Origin of the sequence: Nocardioides sp., from assembly GCF_036493135.1 — a bacterium.
In the GTDB taxonomy this organism is placed as follows: Bacteria; Actinomycetota; Actinomycetes; order Propionibacteriales; family Nocardioidaceae; genus Nocardioides.
Window position 1 is genome coordinate 13,410 of sequence record NZ_DASXQG010000066.1, and the last position, 21,564, is coordinate 34,973.

Here is a 21,564-nt window from a genome sequence, read left to right on the forward strand (position 1 = left end):
GTACTATCCCTCCGGCCACCGGGCAACGGGCCGGTGAGCAGAGGCTCGATGGGAGGATGGAGGCATGAGCGCTGAGGTCCGCCGACCCGAGATCGTGGTCGATCTGGACGCGATCCGGCGCAACGTCGGGATCCTCCGCGACCTGGTCGCGCCGGACGGGGCCGATGTGATGGTCGTGGTCAAGGCCGACGGGTACGGGCACGGGATGGTCGAGTCCGCGCGGGCCGCCCGAGAGGCCGGTGCTCCGTGGCTCGGCGTTGCCACCATCGAGGAGGCGATCGGACTCCGCGAGGCCGGCGACACGGGGCGGCTGCTCTGCTGGCTGACCGTGCCGGGAGACGACTGGGCGGCGGCGATCGTGCGCGACATCGACGTCACGGCGTACTCCGTCGCCGAGCTCGAGGGGATCCGGAAGGCGGTCGGCGGTGGTGATGCCGGTGCCCCGGCTCGGGTCCAGCTCAAGATCGACACCGGCCTCTCACGCGGGGGCTCGACCAGGGATCTCTGGCCCGACGTGCTGGCGGCGGCCCGCGCGGGGGAGGCCGACGGGGTCTGGCGCATCACCGGCATCTGGTCGCACTTCGCGTGTAGCGACGAGCCCGAGCACCCCGCCAACGCGACCCAGGAGCGCGAGTTCCGCGACGCCCTCGCGGGCGCCGAGGTGGCCGGCCTCCGGCCCGAGGTCCGCCACCTGGCCAACTCGGCCGGCGCGATCCTGCGACCGTCCAGCCGGTTCGACCTGGTGCGCTGCGGGATCGCCGCGTACGGCCTCGACCCGGCACCCGGCGTCAGCCCCGACCTCGGCCTGGAGCCCGCGATGACCGTCACCGCGCCTCTCGCGCTGACCAAGGAGCTCCACGCCGGCGCCTCGATCTCCTACGGCCACACCTGGACCGCGCCCTCCGACACCCGGGTCGGACTCGTCCCGCTCGGGTACGGCGACGGGGTGCCCCGCCACGCCGGCAACACCGCCGAGGTCTGGGTCGAGGGCAAGCGCAGGCCGATCCGGGGTCGCATCTGCATGGACCAGTTCGTGGTCGACCTCGGCGACGACCAGCCCGCCGCCGGCGACGACGTCGTGCTCTTCGGGCCGGGTACGACGGGCGAGCCGACCGCCGACGACTGGGCGCGCGCCTGCGGCACCATCCACTACGAGATCGTCACCCGCATGGGCGGCCGGCTCAGCCGCCGCTACCCGGGAGTCGCCCGGTGAGCACCACGCGCAAGGTCCTGTCGGTCGCCGGCGGGGTCGCCGCCGGCGCGGTCGGCGTCGCCGCCGCCGGGACGGCGTACCGCGTCGCCCGTCGTCGCCAGGTGATCAGCCGTCGTGGCGCCGGTGACCACACGCCGTTCGGCTCGCTGCGCTCGGCCCCGGTCACCGTGGTCGCCGACGACGGAGTCGACCTGCACGTGGAGATCGACGAGTACGCCGCGAACGGACGCCGGGCAACGGCGCCGGACATGACCGTCGTCTTCGTGCACGGCTACTCGCTCACCCTCGACTCCTGGCACTTCCAGCGCGCCGCCTACCGCGGTCTGGTGCGCACGGTGTTCTACGACCAGCGCTCCCACGGCCGCTCCGGGCGGTCGGCGCCCGGCCACGCCACGATCGAGCAGCTCGGCCGCGACCTGAAGACCGTGCTCGACACCGTGGTCCCGCAAGGGCCGATCGTGCTGGTCGGTCACTCGATGGGCGGGATGACGATCATCGCGCTGGCCGAGGAGCACCCCGAGCTCTTCGGAGACCGCATCGCCGGCGTCGGGCTGATCTCGACCACGGCCGGAGGCCTCGAGCCACACCGGATGCTGGTGCCCGTGCTCCCGTCAACGGTCGGCGGACAGTTCGCGCAGCGGCTCGTCTCGGTACTGGCCCGCGGCCACCGGACCGTCGACGGTCTGCGCCGGATCGGGCACTCGGTGGCCATGGTCGCGACCGACGAGCTGGCGTTCGGCGGCGACGTACCCGAGTCGTACGTCGAGTTCGTCGACCAGATGCTCTCCTCGACGCCCTTCGAGGTGGTCGCGGAGTTCTTCCCGAACGTCACCTCGCTCGACAAGTTCGAGACCGTCAAGGCCCTCTCGGTCGTGCCGACCACGATCATCTGCGGCACCGTCGACAAGCTGACCTCGATCGGCCACAGCCGCAAGCTGCACGCTCACATCACCGGTTCGACGCTGCTCGAGTGCGAGGGCGCCGGGCACCTGGTGATCATGGAGCGGTACGACGACGTGAACGAGGAGCTCGACCGGCTGCTCGCGTCGGCGGGCGAGAAGGTCGACCGACGATGACCACGATCCGCCTGGTCGGCCCCGAGGAGGCGCCGGCCGTCCTGACGATCGTGCGCGCCGCCTTCTCGACGCGACCGGTGCTCGATCCGCCCGCCGAGGCACTCGGAGAGACCGAGGAGTCGATCGCGGTGGCACTCGCGCACGGCGGCCTGCTCGCGTCGTACGACGACGGCCGCGACGTGGGCGCGCTGGTCCTCGACCCCCAGAGATCCACCCTCTGGCTACGGCGAGTCGGGGTGCTGCCGGAGGTGCGCGACCACGGGGTCGCCACCGCGCTGGTGACCGAGGCGATGGCGCGAGCCGCGGACTTCGACGACCTCGCGGTGCTGGCCCGCGAGGAGCTGCCGGCGACGAGCAGGTTCTGGCGGGAGCACGGCTTCGTGCCGGTCGGCGGAACCTCGCCGTACGTCGAGCTCCGCCGGCCGGCCCCCAGGTCGTATGACGCGCCCGACTCCGCCTCGATGCGGACGCTCGGCAGTTCGCTCGCGACGAGCCTGCGGGCCGGTGACGTCGTGGTGCTCTCGGGTGAGCTCGGCGCGGGGAAGACGACATTCGCCCAGGGGCTGGGCGCCGGTCTCGGCGTGCGCGGCGACGTCACGTCGCCGACGTTCGTCATCTCGCGGGTGCACCCGTCCCTCGGCGACGGGCCGGCCCTCGTGCACGTCGACGCCTACCGGCTCGGCGGCGTCGCCGAGCTCGACGACCTCGACCTCGACACCTCGCTCGACGAGGCGGTCACCGTGGTCGAGTGGGGCGAAGGGATCGCCGAAGGACTCGCCGATGACCGGGTCGAGGTGCGGATCGAGCGTGCCCTGGCCGACGAGCCGAGAGATGACCTGGATCCCCGTCGCGTGCGGATCGCCCCGGTCGGCACGCGATGGCTCGGAGCCGCGGCGCTCACCCCCTGAGCAGCCCCATCGCCTCCGCGAGCAGGATCACGTCCGCATGCTCCCGGTCGTGGACCCGTACCCAGGCGGCCGCTTCCGGGGCGGGGAGCGCGCACACCTCCACGACGGACTCGCCGTCGGGCGGGTTGGTCGGTGGGTCGGTCACCTCGACGCGCGCGACGACGTACGCCCAGGCGGAGACCGGATGGCTGAAGTGCGCCCGGTACGGCGCAGCGTTGCGCGACGTCGCGTGCTGGTAGACGAAGACGGGTCCCGGGTCACCGAGCACGGTGCACCCCGCCTCCTCACGCAGCTCGCGGCGGCACAGCTCGGCGAGGGTCTCGCCCGGCTCGCGTCGGCCGCCGGGCAGGAAGCGCCACTCCTCGATCGACCGGCACACGACCACGCGACCCTCCGGGTCGACCGGAACGGCGTGGAGGCGTGTCACCTGCTCGTCGTCAGGCTCGCCCAGGCAGAGCTCGAGGTCGGCGTTCGCGTACTCCTCGAACCTGGGCCGGAACAGCTCGGGGAACCTGGCGGCCCAGTCCTCACCCATGCCTGGACCCTAGGACCCCCGACTCGTGGGGTCGTGCCAGGCTGGCGACATGTTCGTGGTGGCGCACGTCAGTGACACGCACTTCGGCAACGACGTCCAGGACCCGGCCGATCGCGCGGCCGCCGTCATGAAGCACCTGCTCGCGATGAGCCCGCGCCCCGACGTACTGGTGCTCAGTGGCGACGTGGCCGACCACGGGCTCACGCACGAGTACGACGCCGCCAGGGCGTGGCTCGACCGCTGGCCGGGTCCGGTGGCGGTGTGCCCCGGCAACCATGACGTACGGTCCGCGTTCGTCGAGGGCCTCGGCGTTCCGGCGCGGTCGGTCGTCGACGCGGGCGACCACCGGTTCGTCATGCTCGACTCGCTGATCGACGCGGTCGCCGGCGAACGGGTGGACGAGGGCCGGCTCGGGGAGGACCAGTTGGCCTGGCTCGACGCCCGACTCGGCGAGTCCGACGCCCCGGCGTTCGTCTGCCTGCACCACCCGCCCACGACCATCGGGCTGGAGCTGATGGACCCGATCCGGCTGATGGACGGTGATGCTCTGGCGGCCGTGATCGACCACCACCCGCACGTCGTCGCCACGCTCGTCGGGCATGCGCACACGATGAGTGCCACGACGTTCGCCGAGCGTCCCCTGCTGATCGGCGGCGGCGTCGTCTCCACCGTGACCGCGGACGCCGAGGACCTCGCGACGGTCTGGTACGACGCCCCACCGAGCCTGGCGCTCCACCTCGTCGACCCCGACCGGCGGGTCACCACCCATTGGCGGGCACTGCCGGCTCAGTAGCCTCGAACCGTGCTCCTCGCGTTCGACACGGCCACGCCATACGTGACCGTCGCCCTCCATGACGGTGAGGACGTCGTCGCCGAGCGACGCTCGGAGCAGCGGATGCGGCACGGCGAGCAGCTGGCCCCGTTGATCGAGGCGGTGATGGCCGACGCCGGCATCGTCCGGCAGGACCTGACCGCGATCGCGGTCGGCGTCGGGCCCGGCCCGTTCACCGGCCTGCGTGTGGGGCTGGTCACCGCGCGAACGCTCGCCTTCGTCCTCGAGCTCCCGGTGTACGGCGTGTGCTCGCTCGACGTCGTCGCGATCGAGGCTGCGCTGGGTCGCTCGCCGGTCGGGACCGAGTTCACCGTGGCCACGGACGCGCGCCGCAAGGAGGTCTACCTCGCGACGTACGACGACGAGGGCCGCCGGCAGGACGGTCCCGACGTCGTACGGCCGCAGGAAGCGGCGACCGGGCACCCGGTGGCGGGCGAGGGCGCGGTCCTGTATCCCGAGGCGTTCCCCGATGCCCGCGAGCCGCGGCTGCCCAGCGCCGGCTGGCTGGCCCGCGCGGTCGCCGAGGAGCTCGCCGAGCTCCATGACCCCGACCCGATGTATCTGCGTCGACCCGACGCGGTGGCTCCCGGCGCGCCGAAGCGGGTCTCGTGATCAGGCCGGCGGAGGCCGACGACGGGCCGGCGATCGCGGCGCTGGAGCGGGCCGCGTTCGGCTCGGACGCGTGGTCCGACGCGCTGGTGTTCGAAGGCCTCGGTGGTCAGATCCCCGGCGCGCTCTACCTCGTCGCGACCGGTGATCCGGTCGAGCGCCGGTCGTCGGTCGAGCCCGTCGAGACCACCGTCGTGGGGTATGCCGCCGCCAGCCTGTTCGCCGACGTCGCCGAGCTGCAGCGCATCGCGGTCGCACCCACCGAGCGACGTGCCGGCGTCGCCTCCGCACTGCTCGAGCGCATCGAGGAGGAGGCTCGACTGCGGTACTCCGAGCGGTTGCTGCTCGAGGTCCGCGAGGACAACGCGGCTGCCTGCGCGTTCTACGCCGCACGGGGTTTCCGTGAGCTGGACCGGCGTCCCCGCTACTACGCCGACGGCACCACGGCCGTCGTACTGGCCAAGGACCTGCCCTCATGACCGACGAGCCGCTGATCCTCGGGATCGAGACGTCGTGCGACGAGACCGGCGTCGGGATCGTCCGCGGCCACACGCTCCTCGCCGATGCCGTCGCCAGCAGCGTGGACGAGCACGCACGCTTCGGCGGTGTCGTCCCCGAGGTCGCGAGCCGGGCCCATCTCGAGGCGATGGTGCCGACCATCGAGCGGGCGTGCGCGACGGCCGGCATCACGCCGTACGACGTCGACGCCGTCGCCGTCACCAGCGGCCCGGGCCTGGCCGGAGCTCTCCTCGTCGGCGTCGCGGCGGCCAAGGCGCTGGCGATCGGCCTCGGCAAGCCGATCTACGGCGTGAACCACCTCGCCGCCCACGTGGCCGTCGACCAGCTCGAGCACGGCGCTCTTCCCGAGCCGTGCCTGGCGATGCTGGTCAGCGGTGGCCACTCCAGCTTGCTGCGGGTCGAGGACGTCACCACCGGGGTTGCGCCGCTCGGGTCGACCATCGACGACGCGGCGGGCGAGGCGTTCGACAAGGTCGCCCGGCTGCTCGGCCTGCCGTTCCCCGGCGGGCCCCACATCGACCGCGCGGCCCGCGAGGGTCACGTGACGATCGACTTCCCCCGCGGGCTGACGAGCCGTCGCGACCTGGAGCGGCACCGGTTCGACTTCTCGTTCTCCGGCCTCAAGACCGCCGTCGCCCGCTGGGTCGAGACGCAGCAGCGCGACGGCGTCGTGATCGATGTCGGCGACGTGGCGGCCAGCTTCCAGGAGGCCGTGTGCGACGTACTCGTGCGCAAGGCGATCGACGCCGCCACCGACCAGGGCATCGAGGACATCCTGATCGGAGGCGGCGTCGCCGCGAACTCGCGCCTGCGCGCGATGGCCACCGAGCGGGCCGGGGCCCAGGGGATCCGGGTCCGGGTCCCGAGACCCGGACTCTGCACCGACAACGGCGCGATGGTCGCCGCCCTCGGCGCCGAGCTGGTCGCCCGGGGCCGCCCGCCGTCCGCCCTCGACCTGCCGGCCGACTCGTCCCAGCCGGTGACGGAGGTCGTCGTCTGACGGCGTCCGCGTTACAACCCGGCGCCGCCGGTGGCGAGCACGAAGGGGTTGTCCATGTCCGCGCCCGCGGCAGGTGGTACGGCGTACTCCATCGAGCCGTCCGAGGCGAACCGGACGACCGACCACTTCCCGTCCTGGAAGACCGGCGCGAGCACGTGGATGCCGTCCTCCCACTGTGCTGATGGGTAGAACGACTGGGCCTTCTGGGTGTTGTGGCGGTCCCACAGCAGCTTCCCGTGGATGTCATACATCGCGATCACACCGTTCCCGATCCCGTCGTGGTACGCCGGGTCGGCCAGGACCAGCGGCTTGTCCGGCGAGATCGACGCCAGCGTGTGCTTGCAGGTGTCGAACCCCTGGAACTCGCCGCCGCCCCACAGGATGGAGCACGACCCGAAGTCGGTGACCTTGGTGTAGCCGATGAAGACCCCGCCCGAGAGGTCCGCCACCGTGAGCATGTGCCCGTCGGTGAACGGGCGGGTCGCGTAGTCGGCGACCTCCCACGGCTGCCCCGGCGAGTTGCCGCCCGAGACGTTCACGTAGACCGAGCAGTAGTCCGGCACGCAGTCCTCCGACCCGAACGGCCCGATGCGCGCGCCGTCCTGGACACCCGGGATCGGGTCCCCGAGGGGTCGCGCCTCCGCCGCGCCGGCAGTCGACACCATCACCTGGCCGCCCGGCTCCACCCAGGCGGCGGCATCGTGGCTCCTGCTCACCGAGAGGCCGAACATGCTCGGGACGGGGTCGTGGTACGTGCCCTCGGCGTCCTGGACCTCGACGTAGGCGTTGCCCTGGTCGTCGGCGGTCTGCCAGACCCGGGCTCCGTCCGCCAGGACCGCGAAGGAGCCGACCGGGTGCTGGGTATCGATGTCCACGGTGCTGCCGTCCACCAGGTGCAGGACCGAGCCGCCCGTGACGTACTCCATGCGGGGCGCGTCGCCGGTCGGCAGGTCGGAGACGTCCAGCACGCCCGAGGCGGGCTGGTGGCCGTCATCGGTCGCCGTCTGCGTCGGAGACGGAGTGTGCGTGGCGGGCCCCGGCTCGGGCTTGCCGCCGGTGTGGCTGGCCAGCGAGATCGTGGGGACGATGATCGCCACGGCCGCGGCGGCTGCGACGACGGCGACGGTGGCGCGCCGACGCCGGATCGAGCGCGCGCGTCCCTTGACCTCGGCGAGACCCAGCGACGAACCCGACATCACGTCGGAGTGGTCGGTCAAGGTGCGGGTCAGCTGGGTGGTCAGGTCGTCTTCGTGCTCGGTCATCGGTCGTCCTCCTCGCTCGCGCGGGGGTCCAGGGTCTGAGGTGCGCGTTGGCGCAGGGTGGCCAGCGCCCGGCTGGTCTGGGACTTCACGGTGCCGACGGAGATCCCGAGCACGGCCGCGGTCTCGGCCTCACTCATCTCCTCGTAGTACCGGAGCACCACGACGGCACGAGCCTTTCGGGGCAGTGTCTGTACGACGTCCCACACCGCGTCGCCTAGCCCGTCGTCATACGTGTCGTGGTGGGCCTGGTCGAGGCGGTGCAGGACGGCGTCGTCTGCGGAGTGCTCGCGCTTCTTCCACGCGCGGCGCCAGAGGGAGTTGTGCTCGTTGACCAGGATCCTTCGGACGTAGCCGTCGATGGAGCCGTGGTTGCGCACCTTGTCCCACGACAGGTACAGCTTGGCGAAGGCGGTCTGGACGAGGTCCTCGGCGTCGTGCCGGTTGCCGGTCAGCAGGTACGCCGTGCGCATCAGGCTCGGTTGCCGTGCGGCGAGGTACGCCGCGAAGTCCGCGTCGCGGGCCTGTCGGCGGTCAACCACGGCAGTCGTCCCCGTCCGGTGCTCGGGCGTCGGGTCCATCTCCCCTCCTTCAAGTCGCCACCAAGACGCGACTTGAGGAGGGAAGGTTGCAATCCTGGCAGAGGCGATGCCTCAGGGGCGGGTGGCGAGGCGGAAGACGTCGACGGAGGCGTACTTCTTCTGGCGCACCGGCGTCGCGCGAGTGACGAGTCCGTTCCGGCCGAACCTCACGATCGCGGTGCGGTCCGATCCGTCGTTGACCACCGCGAGCAAGGTGTCGTCGAGGTCCCAGGCGACCTGGGTGATCCAGCCGGAGCTCCAGGTCGGGAAGTCGGCGACCTTCTGACCGGTCACGGCGTCGAAGACCGCGTAGGAATCGGTGGACCCCTCGCCGGACCGGAGCCCGACGACGTACTTGCCGTCAGCCGAGAACTGACCGAGCTGCCAGTCGGTCCGCCACCTGACCGACCCGGTGGTGGCGTCGACCACCGCGCTCTCGCCGACCTGGCCGGCGGGCTGCCCGGCGATCTCGCCGGAGACGACGTGGTTGTTCTCGTCGGAGCCGGTGACGATCCGCAGCGCGGAGAGCGGTGTGGCCCGGCCGGTGCCGATATCGATCAGCTCGGCGGTGGGGTCCTGGCCGTGCCAAGCGTTGACCACGACTGCCTCGGTCTGGATGCCGACGGGGTCGATCATCACGCCCGCCGGAGTGCGGACGAACCCAGGGCCGCCTTCGCCCATGGTGTTGTTCACGCCGTCGTACAGCTTGCCCGCGCTGTCGGGGTTGCAGGAGTCCGTCACCCAGTACGCCGACACCACACCGTCGTCGGAGATCGCGAAGCGGTTCCGACCGCAGCCCAGCCGCTGATCGCCGTTCGTCGTGTGGATCCACAGATCGGCGCGGTCCGGCGTCTCGCCCGGCAGGGCGAACAGGAGCCCGTCCCGGACAGGTGTCGCCGCCGTGGCCGTGGTCAGAGCCGGATCCTTGATCCGGCCGCCGTTCATGTCGAGGTAGGTGTTGCCGTCGAGGTAGTCGATGCCGGGCGCGTGACCGAACGGAACATCGGTCAACGAGGTCGCCGAGCCCGATGACACGGTGGGTGAAAGCGTGGTGGTCGGTCCGGACGATGTGTCCGGGGAGTGGTTCAGCCAGACGGCAGTGGGGGTCACGGCCACTGCGGCAACGGCGGCTGCGGCAAGGGCGGTGGTACGGCGTCGGCGCCCGCGCACGATGCCGGCCCGTCGGACCACGGTCGCCAGCGGAGTGGTCTGGTAGTCGGTGTGCTCGGTGACCTCATGGAGCGATCGGGTGAGCAGGTCCTCGGTCGTCATCGGTCGGACTCCTCTCCCGAGATCTCGGGATGGTCGGGCAGCTGGGCGCGCAGCGCGGCGAGGGCACGACTGCTCTGCGACTTCACCGTGCCGATCGAGATGCCCATCAGGTCCGCGATCTCGGACTCGGTGAGCTGTTCGTAGAACCGCAGCACGACCACCGCGCGCTGCTTGGGCGGCAGTGAGCACACGAAGGCCCAGACCGCATCGTGGCCTCCGTCGTACTCGGGGGCCGCCGGCGCCGGCTCCTCGGGCACCAGCTCGACGATCTGCTCGACCCGGCGCAGGGGTCGGCGCCACGTGGTGCGGAACTCGTTCACCAGCGCCTTGCGCGCGTAGGCGTCGATGTTGTCGGCGTTCCTGACGCGCTCCCACTTCAGGTAGAGCTTGGCCAGCGTGGTCTGCACGAGGTCCTGCGCGGAGTGGACGTCACCGGTGAGCAGGTGTGCGGTTCGCTGCAGCGCGGGCTCGCGCGCCGTCAGCCACGACGTGAACTCGAGGTCGCGGGTCGAGCGGGACGGTGTGGTCATCACGTCTCCCGTCACCGCTGCGTGGACCATGCGCTCACCATCCTCGTCCGGTCTCACCTCGACGACGAGATCGACGCGCGGAGGGTTGCATCGGCCGGGCGGCCGAACACGTCAGCGCAGCGGCAGGTTGTACGGCGCGAACTCGCCGGTGGCGTCGACCGGGGGACCGGCGTACTCCACGGTCCCGTCGGTGCCGATCCGCACCAGACCCCACTGCTCGTGCACCAGCAGGACTCCGAGCAGGTGGTGGCTGTCCTCCCAGGTGAGCTGGGAGAGGCTGCGGTTGCGGCCGGCGGCGAAGGTCCAGGAGCGCACGACGTGCCCGTCGTGGCCCAGGATCGCGAGGCGTCGCACGCTGGCCCACTGCACCTGCGACCGCTCCGCGAGCACGCGACGCCCGTCGAGGGAGAAGGTGTCGACGTAGTAGTGGCAGGTCTTGAAGACCCGGTGGCCGTCCGCGCGGAACACCCCGAAGCAGGCCCGGTGGTCGTCGGTGCGGCGGGACACCAGACCCGCGACGCGGCCGCGCGCGGAGACGTCGGACACCGCGAGCATCGGGCCGGCGGTCCCCACGATGCCGTGCGAGGTCGAGACCCAGACGTGGCGCTCGCCGTTCACGAAGACCGTGCAGCCGCCGCCCTCGGGCTCCTGCTCCTTGCACGTGTTCGTGCCCGAGACCGTGGTCAGGACGTTGCCGTGGGCGACCCGCGGCATCGTGGACCGGCGAGTGCCGCCGCCCTCCACGACGTGCGGGCTGCCGTGGTCGCCGAGCCAGCCCACGATCTCGTGGTCGGGGGAGACGCCCAGGCCGAAGTGCTCGATCAGCCGCGAACGCACCCCACCGGTGCCGGACACCTGCTGCAGCTCCGGGCCGGCCTCGGTGCCGGCCATGCCGATCGCCCCGTCGCCCATCGGTGCCCAGACGCCCCACGTCAGCCGCGGCAGCCTCAGGGAGGTGCCGTCCGTCCGCCGGAGCAGCCAGTTGCCGTCGCCGAAGCCCGGCTCTGACGCGAAGGCGTACGCGATCCGGGGCGCGTCGCCGATGCCGAGGCCGGAGACGGGGAACGGCGTCGGCGCCCCCACCACGCGTGTGTGCGCGACGTACTCGTCGTGGGTGTGAGGTCTTTCCGCGGCGTACGACGTCGCGACGGGCGTGGCGAGCAACGCCAGAGCCAGCACGGCGGCGGAGAGCGAGCGGGAGCCGGTCGGCGTCATGGTGCTGGGACCATGCCCACCGGTTGAAAGTTGTCGCAACCCGGCTCGCGATCGGCGACGGCGACCTCCTAGGCTGCCTGCACCGTCGCTGCACCCACGTTGGGGGAGGGGTTTCATGCACCAGGTCCAGGGAGTCGTCGCCCGCGGCAAGGGTGAGCCGGTCAGCATCGAGACGATCTGCGTCCCCGATCCCGGGCCCGGCGAGGCGCTGGTCCAGGTGCAGGCGTGCGGCGTGTGCCACACCGACCTCCACTACCGCGAGGGCGGCATCAACGACGACTTCCCGTTCCTGCTCGGGCACGAGGCGGCCGGTGTCGTCGAGGCGGTCGGTGACGACGTGACGTCGGTGGCCCCGGGCGACTTCGTGATCCTCAACTGGCGGGCCGTGTGCGGCAACTGCCGGGCGTGCGACCGGGGCGAGCCGTGGTACTGCTTCGCGACCCACAACGCGACCCAGAAGATGGCGCTCTCCGACGGGACCGAGCTGTCCCCGGCACTCGGGATCGGTGCGTTCGCCGAGAAGACCCTGGTCGCGGCGGGCCAGTGCACGAAGGTCGACCCATCGGCGCGCGCCGCCGCGGTCGGCCTGCTGGGCTGCGGCGTGATGGCCGGGCTCGGCGCGGCGATCAACACCGGCAACGTCTCGCGCGGCAAGAGCGTCGCCGTGATCGGTTGCGGCGGCGTCGGTGCGGCCGCGATCGCCGGCTCCGCGCTGGCGGGCGCGGACACGATCATCGCCGTCGACATCGACGACCGGAAGCTCGAAGGCGCCCGGCGGATGGGGGCGACGCACGTCATCAACAGCAAGGACGCCGACCCGGTGCCGGCGATCCAGGGCCTGACCGGTGGCAACGGCGCCGACGTCGTCATCGACGCGGTCGGGCGACCCGAGACCTGGAAGCAGGCGTTCTACGCCCGCGACCTCGCGGGCACCGTCGTACTCGTCGGCGTCCCGACGCCCGACATGCGGATCCCCGACCTCCCGCTGATCGACGTCTTCGGACGCGGTGGCGCGCTGAAGTCGTCGTGGTACGGCGACTGCCTGCCCACTCGCGACTTCCCGATGCTGGTCTCGCTCTACCAGCAGGGCCGGCTCGATCTCGACGCGTTCGTGTCCGAGGAGATCGGGCTCGGCGACGTGGAGGCGGCGTTCAAGAAGATGCACCACGGCGACGTTCTCCGCTCCGTGGTCATCTTCTGACGAGCGCGGACGACACAACGCAGCTGTTCGGTCGTCCGCCCGGGAGGGTGTTCTAGTGCCCGGTGAGGCGGACGACCCAACGCAGCCCGATTCAGGGAGGACCTCAGGCGTTGACGGCGGCGGTGTCGGTGGTGGACGTGCGGTCGCGCAGCTCACGCTCCTGACGGCGTACGCCGACGAAGCCGAAGACGAGGTAGCCCACGAAGCCGATCGCGAGCGCCACGGGCACGCCGAGGTTGGCGTAGGCCCACCCGCCGCCCGTGCCGCCGAGGTCGAACCAGGTGTGGTGGAAGCTCCCGATGTCGACGGTGATGCCGTCGAGGAAGTAACCGAGCCAGCCGAGGTGCTTGCCGGCACCAGTGGTGTCGATCACCAGGCCCCATCCCACGGCGGTGCCCAGCACCATGAACAGCACCGAGCTCACCCGGAACCGGCCGTAGATCCCGGCCCCGGTGAACAGGGACTCCTCGTCGTAGTCGCGGCGACGCATCAGGAGGTCGGCCAGGAACACGCCGCACCACGCGGCCATCGGGACGCCCAGGATGATCAGGAACGCCTCGAAGATCACCACGAAGTCGCTGTCGGCGTAGAACACGATGTAGATGGCGCCGGCCACCATCAGGACACCGTCGATCGCTGCCGCCACCCAGCGTGGCGTCGGGAGGCCGAGGGTGAGCAGGGTCAGTCCCGAGGAGTAGATGTCCATGACCGCGCCGCTGACCAGACCGAGCACGGCGACGATCGCGAACGGCAGCAGGAACCACGTCGGCAGGATCGTGGTCAGGGCGCCGATCGGGTCGCTACCGATCGCGGCGCTCAACGACTCCGACGAGCCGGCCAGCAGGATGCCGTAGGCCACGAGCAGGACGACGGGCAGGCTGCCGCCGAACGTGGGCCACCAGACGACTCCGGCGCTCGACGCCTTGCGCGGCAGGTAGCGGGAGTAGTCGGCGGCGGTGTTGACCCAGCCGAGGCCGAACCCGGTCATCACCAGGATGGCCGCCCCGATGACCGACTGGGTGGTCCCGGTGGGTAGTGCCTTGGCGGTGTCCAGGTGGATGTGGTCGACGGTGAGGGCGACGTACACCGCGGTGACGATGATCAGCGCGATGGTGAGGTACTTCTGCAGCCGCATGATCAGCTCGAAGCCCATGATCCCGGCGCCGACGATCACCAGCGCGACGACCACGAACGCTGCGACCTTGGTGCCGTCGCCGTGGCTCCAGCCGAGTCGCTCGAAGACGGTGGCCGTGGCCAGTGTCGAGAGCGCGACGAGCACGGTCTCCCAGCCGACCAGCAGGACGTAGGAGACCAGGCAGGGCAACGTGTTGCCGGCTCGGCCGAACGCCGCGCGTGACAGCGTCAGGGTCGGTGCCGACCCGCGCTTTCCGGCGATCGACACCAGGCCGACCAGGAGGAACGACGCGACCGCGCCGACGAACGCCGCGATCAGGCCCTGCCAGAGCCCGATCCCGAAGCCGAGCACGAACGCGCCGTATGACACGGCGAGCACCGAGATGTTCGAGGCGCACCACGGCCAGAAGAGCTCCGCGGGCGTGCCCTTGCGCTCCGACTCCTTGATCACGTTGATGCCGTTGGCCTCGATGGCTCCCGGTGTGGCCGGGGCCTTGCGGGGCGACGACTCGTCGATCGTGGTCATGTCGTTCCCTTTCTCACCAGGTCCGCGAGCAGCGGGCCCATCCGAGCAGCCGTGCGTTCCGCGACGGCCACCACCTCGCTCGGGTCGATCCCCGCGTCGTCACCCTCGACTGCGGTGACCGTCGACAGTCCGAGCACCTCGAGACCGCATTCTCTTCCTGCGATCGCCTCGGGGACCGTCGACATCCCGAGCACATCTCCTCCGATCCGGCGTACCCACTCCGCCTCCGCCAGCGTCTCGTAGTGCGGACCGGGCAGCCAGGCGTACGTCGCCTCCACCAGCGCCGGGTCCAGGTCCCGTGCGTGGGCGCGCAGACGGCTCGACCAGCAGTCGGTGAGGTCGACGAAGCGCGCGCCGTCGATCGGCGACGTCCCGGTCAGGTTGAGGTGGTCGCGGATCAGCACGGCCCGGCCGACCTCGAGGTCGTCGCGCAAGGAGCCGTTCGCGTTGGTGAGCAGGGCGTACGTGCAGCCCGCCGCGGCGGCGGATCTGATGCCGTGGACGACCGGCCGGAGGCCGAAACCCTCGTACAGATGGCTTCGTCCGGCCAGCACGAGGACGGCGATGCCGTCCACGTCGTACGACGCGATCGTGCCGCGATGCCCCTCCGCAGTCGGGGCAACGAACCCGGGTACTTCGGTCATGGGGAAGCGAGCGACGGCATCGCCGAAGGCGTCGGCGGCCGGGCCCCAGCCCGAGCCCAGCACCAGGACGACCCGGTGGCGATCCACCCCGGTGAGCTCGGCGATCCGGGCCGAGGCCTGCTCCGCCAGTGCCCACGGGTCAGCGTCGGTCACCGGCTCAACGTAGCCCGCGGCGTCCGCCGGCGAGCACGCAGGAGGTCCTGCACGCCGATGGCCACGGCCAGGGCGATGAAGCAGAGGGCCGCGATCACGGCGTTTCGCAGTGCGTGGGCGTACGACGCGTGACCGGGCCCGGCCAGCGAGTTGAAGAAGACGGTGCCGATCAGGGCCTGCCCGATCGCCAGCCCGATGCGCTGCCCTGTCTGCAGCACTCCTCCGGCCGTGCTGCCCATCAGCGGGTCGACGTCCATCAATGCCAGCGTCTGGTTCGGGGTGATCACCGCGCCCTGGCCGCACCCCATCACGAACAGCGGCAGGGCCAGCGCGAGAGCCGCGTGGCCGGGCGGAACGTGCGGCGCGATCAGCGCCAGCGCGACCGCGCCGACTCCGAAGGTGACGGCACCGGCGACCACGAGCGGCCGACCGACCCGGGTGACCACGCGGCCGACGAGCGGTGCCGAGATGCCCGCACCGACGGCGTACGCCGTGACGCCCAGCGCCGACTCGACGGCGGTGTAGCCGAGGCCGCGCTGGTAGTAGAGCGCGAGCACCAGCGGCAGACCCGCCATGGCCGGGAAGAACGCGAGCGCCAGGGTGATCCCGGCGACGTAGGACGGCCGGCGGAAGAGCCGCAGGTCGACCAGCGGGTCGCGGAGCTGGTTGGTCAGCCGCCGCTCACGACGCAGGAACAGGCCGAGCAGCAACGCGGCCGGCACGCCGAGCCAGGCGAGTCGGGTGTCGTGCGCCACGTCGTACTCCACGAGGGCGAACAGGACGCAGAACGTGGCCAGGCCGAGGTACGCGGCGCCGAGCAGGTCGAGCCGGTGCGGAACGGTCTCGGTGGGGGCGGGCAGCAGTCGCCGAGACAGGAGGATCACGACCACCGCGATCGGGATGTTGATGAAGAAGACCAGCCGCCAGCCGAGGGTCGGCCCGCCCAGCCCGATCAGTGCGCCGCCCACCAACGGCCCGATCGCGGTCCCGAGCCCGACGGTGGTCCCCAGGACGCCGAACGCGCGGCCGCGGTCCGACCCGTGGAACATCTGCTGCACCAGGCCCGAGGTCTGCGGGTTGATCAGCCCGCCGGACAACCCCTGCAGGACGCGGGCGCCGATCAGGACTCCGGCGGTCGGTGCGAGCCCGGACAGCAACGAGGTGACCGCGAAACCGCCCACCCCCACCTGGAACATCAGCCGGCGCCCGTGGTCGTCGCCGAGCTTGCCGCCCAGCACCGGCACCAGTCCGAAGGCGAGCGTGTAGCCGGAGACGATCCACTGCAGCTCCGCGTTCCCGGTGCCGAGGTCGCGGCCGATGGACGGCAGCGCGACGTTGGTGACACTCACGTCGAGCAACGTCATGAACATCGCGCTGCAGCAGACGACCAACGCGACCCAACGGCCGCGTCCGTCGTCGGATGTCACCGGTCGATGGTGTCAGAGAGAGGTACGCCGGACGCCCGCTGCCCGGCGTACCTCTCTGCTCGTGTGCGGTCAGCCCGCGTGCGCGAGCTCCGGCTCGGCCTCGACGACCTCGCCCCGCGGTCGGCCGATCCGGCCCGGCCACCAGGCGCGCTCGCCGAGCAGCACCAGGGCCGCGGGCAGGATCACCAGCCGGATCAGCGTCGCGTCGATCAGGATCGACGACGCCAGGGCGACACCCATCATCTTCATCTCAAGCATGCTCAGGGTGATGAAGATGGCGAACACCGAGACCATCACCGCAGCGGCGCTGGTGATCACGCCGGCCGTGTCGGTGATGCCGCGCTCGACCGCGAGCCGGGCAGGGAGCCCGCTGACAGCGTGCTCCCGGATCCGGGCCAGGACGAACACGTTGTAGTCCATCGACAGCCCGACCAGGATCACCATCACGAACAGCGGGAGCCAGTCGATCACGAATCCAGGACTGGTGAACCCCAGCGGTCCGGCGAACCAGCCGTGCTGGAAGACCAGCGTCAGGATCCCGAAGGAGACCCCCACCGACAGCAGGTTGAGCGCCGCCGACAGGGCCGCGACGACCAGGCTGCGGAACGCCACGGTCATCATCACCAGGGTCAGCAGCAGAACGAACCCGATCACGAACGGCAGCCGTTCCGACTGGTGCGAGGCGAAGTCGAGCGAGTCCGCGACGTCACCGCCGACGGCGTGCTGCACGTTCATCCCGCCGAGCGCGTCCGGCACCAAGTGGTCGCGCAGCTGCTGCACGGCCTCACCGGACCGGTCGTCGGACGCCGAGTAGGGGATCGGCAGGGTCACCCGCACGGTCTCGCCGTCCGGTGCCGTCTCGATGGCGTTGTTCCCGGCCGGGTCGAACCAGCGGGTCGCCGCGGCCGACGTCTCCAGCCCGTGCAAAGCCCGGACCACCTGGTCGTGCTGGGTGGCCGTGCCGTGCACGACCAGGGTCGCGGTCGCTCCCTCGGTCGGGAACTCGTCGGTGATCTGGTGCCAGGTCTGCACCTGCGGGATCGAAGCGGGCAGGGTGTCGATGTTGGCGTCGTGGATCTTCATCCCGAGGGCCGGCGCCGCCAGGGCGACCAGGGCGGCGAGCGAGACGACCAGGGCCGCGACCGGGCGTCGTACGACGGGAGCCAGGATGCGACGGCTGATGCCGCCCCGTCCGATCCGCCGGTTGATCCGCCACAGCAGCGGGATCCGCGGACGGTCCGCCCAGCGGCCGAGCTTGGCCAGCAGCGCCGGCAGCACGGTCACCGACCCGACCACGGCCACGGCAACCACCACGATGGCTCCGGAGGCAAGCGAGTTGAAGGTCGCGCCGTTGACGATGAAGAGGCCGGCCATCGAGGCGACGACCGCCGCGCCGGAGACCAGGATCGAGTGACCTGACGTCGCGGCGGCGATCTCGACGGCGTCGAGGGTGCTGTGCCCCTTGGCTCGTTCCTCGCGCTCGCGCTTGAGGTAGAACAGCGAGTAGTCGACGCCGACCGCCATGCCGATCAGCACGATCAGGCTGTTCACGGTGGGCTCGGCGTGGATCAGGTGCGACAGCGGTGCGGCGATCCCCATCGTGGCGGCGACCGAGGTGATGGCGAGCAGGATCGGGACGCCGGCGGCGATCAGCGCGCCGAAGGCGAGCAGCATCAGCAGGATCGTGATCGGCAGACTGATCCCCTCGGCGGAGTGCAGATCCTTCGCGACGCGGTCGTTGATGGCCGTGTTGACCGAGACCTCACCGGCCTCGCGCACCCGGAGGTCGGCGTGGGCGCGGGCGATCGCCGCGGTCCGCGCCTGCACCTGCGACGCGTCGTCGACGGTGCTCTTCAGGTGCACGTTGATCAGCGCAGCGGTACGGCCGGCGTTCCACTGGGGGGCGGCCACCCGGGTGACGCCGTGGACGCCGGCGAGGTCCTTCTGGAGCTGCTCCGCGGCCTGGGCGACCTCGGTCGGGGAAGGCGAACGGCCTTCGCGGCCGGTGATCAGGACGCTCTCGACCTGGTCGTCGGCGAACCGCCCGTTCGCCGCCATCGCGTCGGCGCGACCGGACTCGCCGAGCCGGTAGTCGGCATCGGTGGTCTGCTTGGTGGGGATCAGGGCAGCGAGCGCGACGGCGATCGCGACGAACGCGAACCAGGCGCCGATCGCGCGCCAGGGATGCGTGGCGCTCCATCGCGCGGCACGCAGGGGCACCCGGGCGACGAGGCTGGGACGGTGCAGATGAGGTGACATGGCGGGCTCCTCGAGAAGTGCTTTCTGGACTCGTCCAGCCTCGGGAGATCCGCCCTTCGGATCAGGAGTGGCAGGACCCGGATCCGAGGTGGGCCTAGCCCCACTGTCCGGGGATGTCGGATCGGTCAGACTGGCCACGTGACGAACGCCGGCCGCTTGCGCATGACGGGGTACGCCGCCCTGCAGCTGCCGCTGGCGGCGCTCGCCCTTGTGCTGTTCATCGTCGATGCGGTCGCGGCGGTGCTGGCCGTGATCGTCGTGGGCCTGCCGATCCTGATGGTGTCCATGCCGGCGACGAGGTGGCTGGTCGGCGTCCACCGCCGGTTCGCCGCGCACGTCCTCGGCTCGCCGGTGCCGCCGCCGTACCGGTCGACGGAGGGGGAGGGCCGGCTGGAGAGCCTGCGCACGATGGCGTCCGACCCGATGAGCTGGCGCGACCTGGCGTGGCTGCTGATCGCCCTGCCGCTGGCGCTGACCACCTCGCTGATCGTGCTGATCCTGCTGGTCCCGATCGTCACCGGCATCGCCTGGTGGTTCGGCGTCGGGCCGATCATGGTGGCCCGCAGCCGGATCGATCGGTGGTTCCTGGCGTTCGGGACGACCGAGCGGCTCGAACAGCGGGTCGAGGCGCTCACCGAGACCCGAAGCCAGAGCCTCGACCACGCGGCCGCCGAGCTGCGCCGGATCGAGCGCGACCTGCACGACGGCGCCCAGGCGCGGCTGGCCGGTCTCGGGATGACCATCGGGATGGCCGCCGAGCTCCTCGAGCGCGACCCGGAGGGCGCCCGGAAGATGCTGGCCGAGGCGCGGCTGACCAGCAGCGCGGTCCTGGGCGACCTGCGCGACGTCGTTCACGGCATCCACCCACCGGTGCTGGCCGACCGTGGGCTGAGGGCCGCGATCGAGGCTCTGGCGCTCGACCTCGCCGTGCCCGTCGAGGTGACCGGTGATGCTCCGGCCGGGCTGCCGGCGCCGGTGGAGTCCGCGACGTACTTCACGGTCGCCGAGTGCCTGGCCAACGTCGCCAAGCACTCCGATGCTCAGCGGGCCTGGGTGGAGCTGGCGAGCCCGCCCGGACAGCTCACGGTGGTCGTCGGCGACGACGGCCGGGGCGGCGCCGACCCGTCGGCGGGGACCGGGATGCGGGGGGTGGCGCGACGGCTGGCGGCGTTCGACGGCACGATGACCGTGTCGAGCCCGATCGGCGGGCCGACCCTGGTCACGCTGGAGGTGCCGTGCGACTTGTCATCGCCGAGGACCACGCCCTCCTCCGGGACGGCCTGATCCGGATCCTCGAGGCGCACGACCACGAGATCGTCGCCGCCATCGAGCACGGCGACCAGCTGGCCGAGGCGCTCGCCGATCCCTCCGCCGAGGCGGCCGTCCTCGACGTACGCCTCCCACCGACCCACACCGACGAGGGGCTCAAGGCCGCGGTCGCGGTCCGCTCCGGGCGGCCGGGCTTCCCGGTGATGGTGCTCTCGCAGTACGTCGAGCGCATCTACGCCCGGGAGCTGCTCGCCAGCGGCGAGGGCGGGATCGGCTACCTGCTCAAGGACCGGGTCGGCGACGTGGGGGAGTTCGTCGATGCTCTCGACCGGATCGCCGCCGGGGGCACCGTGCTCGACCCGCAGGTCGTCTCGGCCGTGATGGCCCGACAGGCGCCGGTCGAGCGGCTCACCGCCCGCGAGCGCGAGGTCCTCGCGCTGATGGCCGAGGGCCGGTCGAACGCCGCCATCGCGAGCGCGCTGTTCGTGACCGAGAAGGCGGTCGGCAAGCACACCAACAGCATCTTCGCCAAGCTCGACCTGCCGATGGCCCCCGACGACAACCGCCGGGTGCTGGCGGTCCTCGCCTGGCTCGGGGTGTGAGCTACATCGGCTCGACCAGCAGCGCCGTGCCCTCCCCGGCCACCCGGGTGAGCACGATCGTCGCGGCCTCGTCGCCACGCAGGCCGAGCCGCTGCCGCAGCTGCTCGGGGGCGATGTCGACGCCGCGCTTCTTGATGGTGACGGTGCCGACGTTGCGTTCGCGGAGGGCGGCGCGCAGCTGCTTCTCGCGATAGGGGAGCTCCGCGACGACGCGGTAGCTCCGGGCGAACGGCGAGCGGTACGCCGCATCGCCGGTGACGTAGGCGATCCTCCGGTCGAGCAGGTGCCCCTGGACCCCCGCCGCGACGGCGGTGACGAGTCCGGCCCGGATCACGGCTCCGTCGGGTTCGTAGAGGAACGCGCCGATCCCGCCGACGTCGGCGCCGGGATCGTCGTCCTCGGTCAGCGTCGCCAGCCCGCCCCGGCCGATCACGGTCGCGCGGCGTGCGGTGGTGGCCAGCGTCGGCGACCAGAGCGCCGCCTCCTTCACCTCGCCCTGGTCGCTGACCCACTCTGCCTCGACGCCGTCCGGCACCAGCGAGTGCGGGATGCCGGGCGCGACCTTCACGCAGGCTCGCCGGGTCAGCAGCGACTCGACGAACGCCCACGGTGGGGTCCAGTCATCGGCGTGGAAGGACCTCCCGCGTGCGCCTCGCCGGGCCGGGTCGGCGTACGCCGTGCCGAAGATCGCGACGTCGAGCGTCGTGGCGTCACCCACCTGGACGGCCCCGCCGAGGCCGAGCGCCGCGAGGTTGGCCCGCGCCAGCTCGACGCGGAGCGGGTCGAGGTCGATCCCGGCG

21 protein-coding genes are annotated in these 21,564 nt (G+C 71.7%); 10 read left to right on the forward strand and 11 right to left on the reverse strand.

Going from position 1 to position 21,564, the window contains the following annotated elements; genetic code table 11:
- Nucleotides 1-64 precede the first annotated feature (64 nt).
- Genes alr through tsaE form a run of 3 tightly spaced genes read left to right on the forward strand, consistent with a single transcriptional unit; the run spans nucleotide 65 to nucleotide 3,197 of the window.
- A complete protein-coding gene (gene alr / locus VGJ24_RS12500; RefSeq protein ID WP_331500947.1) occupies nucleotides 65-1,213 on the forward strand; it encodes an alanine racemase in 1,149 nt (382 codons plus the stop codon).
- Complete coding sequence (locus VGJ24_RS12505; RefSeq protein ID WP_331500948.1) at nucleotides 1,210-2,289, forward strand: alpha/beta hydrolase; 1,080 nt, start codon at nucleotides 1,210-1,212, stop codon at nucleotides 2,287-2,289. Before alr ends, VGJ24_RS12505 begins: the two co-directional genes overlap by 4 nt.
- Nucleotides 2,286-3,197, forward strand: coding sequence for a tRNA (adenosine(37)-N6)-threonylcarbamoyltransferase complex ATPase subunit type 1 TsaE (gene tsaE / locus VGJ24_RS12510; RefSeq protein WP_331500949.1), 912 nt, complete (start codon nucleotides 2,286-2,288; stop codon nucleotides 3,195-3,197). The genes VGJ24_RS12505 and tsaE overlap by 4 nt, the downstream gene beginning before the upstream one ends.
- Here the strand turns inward: tsaE and VGJ24_RS12515 are convergent.
- Nucleotides 3,187-3,732, reverse strand: coding sequence for an NUDIX hydrolase (locus VGJ24_RS12515; protein WP_331500951.1), 546 nt, complete (start codon nucleotides 3,730-3,732; stop codon nucleotides 3,187-3,189). The two genes, tsaE and VGJ24_RS12515, sit on opposite strands and share 11 nt — an antisense overlap.
- A 49-nt stretch (nucleotides 3,733-3,781) precedes the next feature.
- On the opposite strand from VGJ24_RS12515, the gene VGJ24_RS12520 reads away from it, so the two are divergent.
- Genes VGJ24_RS12520 through tsaD form a run of 4 tightly spaced genes read left to right on the forward strand, consistent with a single transcriptional unit; the run spans nucleotide 3,782 to nucleotide 6,692 of the window.
- Entirely contained in the window at nucleotides 3,782-4,525 is a 744-nt protein-coding gene (locus tag VGJ24_RS12520; RefSeq protein ID WP_331500952.1) for a metallophosphoesterase, read from the forward strand.
- A 9-nt stretch (nucleotides 4,526-4,534) separates the two neighbouring features.
- On the forward strand, nucleotides 4,535-5,176 hold the full coding sequence (gene tsaB, locus VGJ24_RS12525) for a tRNA (adenosine(37)-N6)-threonylcarbamoyltransferase complex dimerization subunit type 1 TsaB (protein WP_331500953.1): 642 nt from the start codon (nucleotides 4,535-4,537) through the stop codon (nucleotides 5,174-5,176).
- Nucleotides 5,173-5,652: a GNAT family N-acetyltransferase gene (locus VGJ24_RS12530; protein WP_331500954.1), complete on the forward strand. Its 480-nt coding sequence runs from the start codon at nucleotides 5,173-5,175 to the stop codon at nucleotides 5,650-5,652. Before tsaB ends, VGJ24_RS12530 begins: the two co-directional genes overlap by 4 nt.
- Nucleotides 5,649-6,692, forward strand: coding sequence for a tRNA (adenosine(37)-N6)-threonylcarbamoyltransferase complex transferase subunit TsaD (tsaD, locus tag VGJ24_RS12535; RefSeq protein WP_331500955.1), 1,044 nt, complete (start codon nucleotides 5,649-5,651; stop codon nucleotides 6,690-6,692). Before VGJ24_RS12530 ends, tsaD begins: the two co-directional genes overlap by 4 nt.
- An 11-nt stretch (nucleotides 6,693-6,703) precedes the next feature.
- Here the strand turns inward: tsaD and VGJ24_RS12540 are convergent, their stop codons facing one another.
- From VGJ24_RS12540 to VGJ24_RS12560, 5 genes are all read right to left on the reverse strand, one after another.
- Nucleotides 6,704-7,954, reverse strand: a complete 1,251-nt coding sequence (locus VGJ24_RS12540; protein WP_331500956.1) for a hypothetical protein — start codon at nucleotides 7,952-7,954, stop codon at nucleotides 6,704-6,706.
- Nucleotides 7,951-8,532, reverse strand: coding sequence for a SigE family RNA polymerase sigma factor (locus tag VGJ24_RS12545; RefSeq protein ID WP_331500957.1), 582 nt, complete (start codon nucleotides 8,530-8,532; stop codon nucleotides 7,951-7,953). Before VGJ24_RS12545 ends, VGJ24_RS12540 begins: the two co-directional genes overlap by 4 nt.
- A 72-nt stretch (nucleotides 8,533-8,604) precedes the next feature.
- Nucleotides 8,605-9,804 (reverse strand): hypothetical protein, encoded by a 1,200-nt coding sequence (locus tag VGJ24_RS12550; protein WP_331500958.1) that lies wholly within the window; start codon nucleotides 9,802-9,804, stop codon nucleotides 8,605-8,607.
- On the reverse strand, nucleotides 9,801-10,364 hold the full coding sequence (locus VGJ24_RS12555) for a SigE family RNA polymerase sigma factor (RefSeq protein WP_331500959.1): 564 nt from the start codon (nucleotides 10,362-10,364) through the stop codon (nucleotides 9,801-9,803). Before VGJ24_RS12555 ends, VGJ24_RS12550 begins: the two co-directional genes overlap by 4 nt.
- A gap of 81 nt (nucleotides 10,365-10,445) precedes the next feature.
- Nucleotides 10,446-11,549 (reverse strand): hypothetical protein, encoded by a 1,104-nt coding sequence (locus VGJ24_RS12560; protein WP_331500960.1) that lies wholly within the window; start codon nucleotides 11,547-11,549, stop codon nucleotides 10,446-10,448.
- A 115-nt stretch (nucleotides 11,550-11,664) separates the two neighbouring features.
- On the opposite strand from VGJ24_RS12560, the gene VGJ24_RS12565 reads away from it, so the two are divergent.
- On the forward strand, nucleotides 11,665-12,750 hold the full coding sequence (locus tag VGJ24_RS12565; RefSeq protein ID WP_331500961.1) for an S-(hydroxymethyl)mycothiol dehydrogenase: 1,086 nt from the start codon (nucleotides 11,665-11,667) through the stop codon (nucleotides 12,748-12,750).
- 103 nt (nucleotides 12,751-12,853) lie between these two features.
- On the opposite strand, the gene VGJ24_RS12570 is transcribed toward VGJ24_RS12565, so the two are convergent.
- The 4 genes from VGJ24_RS12570 to VGJ24_RS12585 all read right to left on the reverse strand — a co-directional run bounded on the left by VGJ24_RS12570 (nucleotide 12,854) and on the right by VGJ24_RS12585 (nucleotide 18,893).
- Nucleotides 12,854-14,410 carry a purine-cytosine permease family protein gene (locus tag VGJ24_RS12570; RefSeq protein WP_331500962.1) on the reverse strand — a complete coding sequence of 519 codons (1,557 nt, stop codon included), beginning with the start codon at nucleotides 14,408-14,410 and terminating at the stop codon, nucleotides 12,854-12,856.
- A complete protein-coding gene (locus tag VGJ24_RS12575; RefSeq protein ID WP_331500964.1) occupies nucleotides 14,407-15,207 on the reverse strand; it encodes a purine-nucleoside phosphorylase in 801 nt (266 codons plus the stop codon). Before VGJ24_RS12575 ends, VGJ24_RS12570 begins: the two co-directional genes overlap by 4 nt.
- Nucleotides 15,204-16,634 carry an MFS transporter gene (locus VGJ24_RS12580; RefSeq protein ID WP_331500965.1) on the reverse strand — a complete coding sequence of 477 codons (1,431 nt, stop codon included), beginning with the start codon at nucleotides 16,632-16,634 and terminating at the stop codon, nucleotides 15,204-15,206. Before VGJ24_RS12580 ends, VGJ24_RS12575 begins: the two co-directional genes overlap by 4 nt.
- A gap of 69 nt (nucleotides 16,635-16,703) precedes the next feature.
- The gene (locus tag VGJ24_RS12585; RefSeq protein ID WP_331500967.1) at nucleotides 16,704-18,893 is read right to left on the reverse strand and encodes an MMPL family transporter; all 2,190 of its coding nucleotides are present in this window, start codon (nucleotides 18,891-18,893) and stop codon (nucleotides 16,704-16,706) included.
- Nucleotides 18,894-19,031: 138 nt separating this feature from the next.
- On the opposite strand from VGJ24_RS12585, the gene VGJ24_RS12590 reads away from it, so the two are divergent.
- Together VGJ24_RS12590 and VGJ24_RS12595 are read left to right on the forward strand one after the other, a co-directional pair.
- Nucleotides 19,032-20,177, forward strand: coding sequence for a sensor histidine kinase (locus VGJ24_RS12590; RefSeq protein WP_331500968.1), 1,146 nt, complete (start codon nucleotides 19,032-19,034; stop codon nucleotides 20,175-20,177).
- Nucleotides 20,129-20,764 (forward strand): response regulator transcription factor, encoded by a 636-nt coding sequence (locus tag VGJ24_RS12595; RefSeq protein WP_331500970.1) that lies wholly within the window; start codon nucleotides 20,129-20,131, stop codon nucleotides 20,762-20,764. Before VGJ24_RS12590 ends, VGJ24_RS12595 begins: the two co-directional genes overlap by 49 nt.
- Before the next feature lies 1 nt (nucleotide 20,765).
- On the opposite strand, the gene VGJ24_RS12600 is transcribed toward VGJ24_RS12595, so the two are convergent.
- Nucleotides 20,766-21,564 (reverse strand): class I SAM-dependent methyltransferase (locus tag VGJ24_RS12600; protein WP_331500971.1); only part of this gene is annotated, 799 nt, incomplete at its 5' end.

Coding starts and splice junctions, on each gene's coding strand:
- alr (WP_331500947.1), top strand. CDS start 65: ATGAGCGCTGAGGTCCGCCGACCCGAGATCGTGGTCGATCTGGACGCG.
- tsaE (WP_331500949.1), top strand. CDS start 2,286: ATGACCACGATCCGCCTGGTCGGCCCCGAGGAGGCGCCGGCCGTCCTG.
- VGJ24_RS12515 (WP_331500951.1), bottom strand. CDS start 3,732: ATGGGTGAGGACTGGGCCGCCAGGTTCCCCGAGCTGTTCCGGCCCAGG.
- VGJ24_RS12520 (WP_331500952.1), top strand. CDS start 3,782: ATGTTCGTGGTGGCGCACGTCAGTGACACGCACTTCGGCAACGACGTC.
- tsaD (WP_331500955.1), top strand. CDS start 5,649: ATGACCGACGAGCCGCTGATCCTCGGGATCGAGACGTCGTGCGACGAG.
- VGJ24_RS12540 (WP_331500956.1), bottom strand. CDS start 7,954: ATGACCGAGCACGAAGACGACCTGACCACCCAGCTGACCCGCACCTTG.
- VGJ24_RS12545 (WP_331500957.1), bottom strand. CDS start 8,532: ATGGACCCGACGCCCGAGCACCGGACGGGGACGACTGCCGTGGTTGAC.
- VGJ24_RS12550 (WP_331500958.1), bottom strand. CDS start 9,804: ATGACGACCGAGGACCTGCTCACCCGATCGCTCCATGAGGTCACCGAG.
- VGJ24_RS12555 (WP_331500959.1), bottom strand. CDS start 10,364: ATGGTCCACGCAGCGGTGACGGGAGACGTGATGACCACACCGTCCCGC.
- VGJ24_RS12560 (WP_331500960.1), bottom strand. CDS start 11,549: ATGACGCCGACCGGCTCCCGCTCGCTCTCCGCCGCCGTGCTGGCTCTG.
- VGJ24_RS12565 (WP_331500961.1), top strand. CDS start 11,665: ATGCACCAGGTCCAGGGAGTCGTCGCCCGCGGCAAGGGTGAGCCGGTC.
- VGJ24_RS12570 (WP_331500962.1), bottom strand. CDS start 14,410: ATGACCACGATCGACGAGTCGTCGCCCCGCAAGGCCCCGGCCACACCG.
- VGJ24_RS12585 (WP_331500967.1), bottom strand. CDS start 18,893: ATGTCACCTCATCTGCACCGTCCCAGCCTCGTCGCCCGGGTGCCCCTG.